This is a genomic window from Leisingera sp. (assembly GCF_034669605.1).
Classification (GTDB): domain Bacteria; phylum Pseudomonadota; class Alphaproteobacteria; order Rhodobacterales; family Rhodobacteraceae; genus Leisingera.
Window position 1 is genome coordinate 1 of sequence record NZ_JAXMOX010000319.1, and the last position, 3,314, is coordinate 3,314.

General features: G+C 64.5%; 3 protein-coding genes and 1 pseudogene. 3 read left to right on the forward strand and 1 reads right to left on the reverse strand.

Annotation, left to right across the window (positions count from 1 at the left end):
• Nucleotides 1-218: 218 nt before the first annotated feature.
• From VOI29_RS23510 to VOI29_RS23520, 3 genes and pseudogenes are all read left to right on the forward strand, one after another.
• Nucleotides 219-554, forward strand: a complete 336-nt coding sequence (locus VOI29_RS23510; RefSeq protein ID WP_323763246.1) for a GYD domain-containing protein — start codon at nucleotides 219-221, stop codon at nucleotides 552-554.
• A gap of 108 nt (nucleotides 555-662) precedes the next feature.
• Nucleotides 663-1,526 (forward strand): annotated as a pseudogene (yghU, locus tag VOI29_RS23515) (glutathione-dependent disulfide-bond oxidoreductase).
• Nucleotides 1,527-1,578: 52 nt separating this feature from the next.
• Nucleotides 1,579-2,031 carry a methylated-DNA--[protein]-cysteine S-methyltransferase gene (locus VOI29_RS23520; RefSeq protein WP_323763244.1) on the forward strand — a complete coding sequence of 151 codons (453 nt, stop codon included), beginning with the start codon at nucleotides 1,579-1,581 and terminating at the stop codon, nucleotides 2,029-2,031.
• A 209-nt stretch (nucleotides 2,032-2,240) separates the two neighbouring features.
• On the opposite strand, the gene VOI29_RS23525 is transcribed toward VOI29_RS23520, so the two are convergent.
• Entirely contained in the window at nucleotides 2,241-3,074 is an 834-nt protein-coding gene (locus VOI29_RS23525; protein WP_323763243.1) for a prephenate dehydratase, read from the reverse strand.
• Between the last annotated feature and the right edge of the window lie 240 nt (nucleotides 3,075-3,314).

Genomic DNA, 3,314 nt, shown 5'->3' on the forward strand with positions numbered 1-3,314 from the left:
GATCCTGCCCGACGTCGGCAGCCACAGCCACCCCGCCACATGCGCCCGCTGCGACGCCGCGCTGAGCTGAGAACTGCACAGCGGGCGGGCTTTCTTCCGCCCGCTGTGTTATGCTCCTCTTGCGGGAGAGGCATCGTTTGAGCGGCCAGACCATGGCCCCGCACCTCCGTGACAGTGCCAGTCTCCTCACCCGCCAATTTCAATGAGGAGTATCCACAATGGCATATTACATGTTTCAGGGCCGCTATTCGCCCGAGTCGATCAGGAAGATGGTCGAGACCCCGCAGGACCGCGAAGCCGAGGCCCGCAAGCTGGTCGAGGCGATGGGCGGCAAGCTGCATCACATGTTCTTCTGCTTCGGGCGCGAAGACGTGGTGGTCCTGATCGAAGCCCCGGATGACGAGACGATGGCCGGTGCCATCATGGCCGTCGGCGCAAGTGGCGCGATGTCCGGCGGGGCCACCACCAAGCTGCTGACCTCGCAGCAGGCGCAAGCGGCGATGAAGAAAGCGCAAGCTGTCGGGAAGAGTGACTATCGCCCCGCCAATGCCTGATCGGACAGCGCTGCACAGAGGCTGTGCGCCGCCTTGAGCGCATCGGTGGGTTGGAAAACCCGGCAAAGGCGATATCTATGGCGGAAAGGCACAAGGAGCTTTTCCGCGATGACCGAGACCTACACCCCGCCCACCGTCTGGACATGGGATCAGGAGAACGGCGGCCAGTTCGCCTCGACCAACCGCCCCATCGCCGGCCCGACCCATGACAAGGCGCTGCCGGTCGGCAAGCATCCGTTCCAGCTCTATTCGCAGGGCACGCCCAACGGGGTGAAGGTGACGGTGATGTTCGAAGAGCTGCTGGCCGCCGGTCATGACGCCGAATACGACGCATGGCTCATTCGCATCGGCAAGGGCGACCAGTTCGGCTCGGGCTTTGTCGAGGTCAATCCGAACTCCAAGATCCCTGCTCTGATGGACCGCTCCGGCGAGACACCCGTACGGGTTTTTGAATCCGTCGCGATCATGCTGCACCTGTCTGAAAAGTTCGGCAATGCCTTCCAGGGCGCGTCGGAACATCGCGCCGAGCTTTTGTCCTGGCTGTTCTGGCAGATGGGCAGCGCGCCGTTTCTTGGCGGCGGCTTCGGCCATTTCTACAACTACGCGCCGGAGAAGTACGAGTATCCGATCAACCGCTACGCGATGGAATCCAAGCGCCAGCTCGACGTGCTGAACCGGCACCTGTCAGAGCGCGACTGGATGGTCGGCGGCGAATACACCCTGGCCGACATGGCGATCTGGCCGTGGTACGGTCAGCTGATGCTGGGCCGGCTCTAGGGTGCGGCCGAGTTCCTTGACGTCGAGAGCTATACCCACGTGATGGAGTGGGCCAAGCGGATCGACGCGCGCCCCGCCGTGCAACGTGGCCGCATGGTCAACCGCACCGGTGGCGAGTTGTCGTCGCAGCTGCACGAGCGGCACGCAGCCGAGGATTTCGAGACGAAAACCCAGGACAAGCTGGAAGACGCCTGAAACCCGCAAGTTCCGGATTGAGCCCTTGCGCCGCAGGGGCCAATCTGGCCGCATGCCGGAACGCAGCCTGACCACACCGCTTGGCCCCGTCACCCTCGAAGCACGGGACGGCGCGATCACCGCCTTGCATTGGCGGTGTGGCGAGGCCAACGACGATCCGCTGCTGGTCGAGGCCGAACGCCAGCTGACTGCCTATTTCGCCGGGCGCAGCGAGGACTTCGACCTGCCTTTTGCGCCGCAGGGCACCGACCTCACCCTCCGGACCTGCGCCGCACTGCAGGCGATCCCGTTTGGCGAGACCCGGACCTATGGCGATCTGGCGGCTGAGCTGAACGTGCCGGCGCAGGCCATCGGACAGGCCTGCGGCGCCAACCCGATCCCGGTGTTGATCCCCTGCCACCGCATTCTGGGCGCAAACGGGCTCGGCGGGTTTTCCGCCAAGGGCGGCGTCGAGACCAAGGTCTGGCTGCTGAGGCACGAGCGCGCAGCCGGCTTGCTGATCTAGCCTCGAGGAAAAACGTACCGGCGGGTTAACAGCGGGCTGCAAGCCCGTCACACATCATGTCGGAATCCTGCGTTCGGCACAATTTGGCGCCCACCGACACGGCGATGTGGCTGCCCGCATCGCTCCGGTCCGATGCCTGCAGACTATGCCGGGATAAACTGCCCTACGCCCCCGACGGATCGCCGCACCACGGCCCGTCGATGCGCGGCTCAGTCCCGTCTGGGATCGCGCGGATAGGTGCCGAGGATTTCCAGCATGTCGGTGAAGTAGTCCAGTTCCTCCAGCGCCCGCTGCACCGCCGGGTCGTCGGGGTGGCCCTCGATATCGGCATAGAACTGCGTCGCGGTGAAGGAGCCGCCGACCATGTAGCTTTCCAGCTTGGTCATGTTGACGCCGTTGGTGGCAAACCCGCCCATCGCCTTGTAAAGCGCCGCCGGGATATTGCGCACCTGAAAGACGAAGGTGGTCAGCATGCCATGATCGCCCCGCCGCGACATGTCGGGCTCGCGGCCCATCAACAAAAAGCGCGTGGTGTTGTGGGCATGATCCTCGATATGCCGCGCGAGGATGTGCAGCCCGTGGATCTCGGCCGCAAGGTCAGAGGCCAGCACGCCAGAGCGGCGATCTCCGCTCTCGGCCAGTTCTGCCGCCGCGCCGGCGCTGTCGGCGGCCGCCTCGCCGCGGATGCCGTAGGTCTTGAGGAAGTCGGCGCATTGCGGCAGCAGCACCATATGCGCACGCACCGTCTCGATCTCCTCGATCTGCACGCCGTGATGCGCCATCAGGCTGACATGCACCCGGACGAAGGCCTCGCCGACGATCCGGAGCCCGCTCTGCGGCAGCAGCCGGTGGATGTCGGCGACGCGGCCATAGGTGGTGTTTTCCACCGGCAGCATCGCCAGATCGGCCGCGCCGGAACTCACCGCGGCGATCACGTCCTCGAAGCTGTTGCAGGGCATCGGATCCATCTCGGGGCATGCGTCGCGGCAGGCTTCGTGGCTGTAGGCTCCGGGCTCCCCCTGAAAGGCGATGCGTCCTGTCATGGCAATTTTTCCGCTTTTTTGGCCCGGCCCGGGCGTTTCGTCGCGGTTTCTATACCTTGCCTCCGAGAAGGGGAAGCCGTAAGACCCCGAACAAGACCAAGCTAAGGGACTCGCGTGTTATGGATACAATGACCTCGACCAAGATTCTGGGGGGCTTCTGCGGCGCTTTCCTGATCTTCCTGCTCGGTAAATGGGCGGCTGAAGAGATCTATCACACCGGTGGCGGCCATGGCAGCGAAG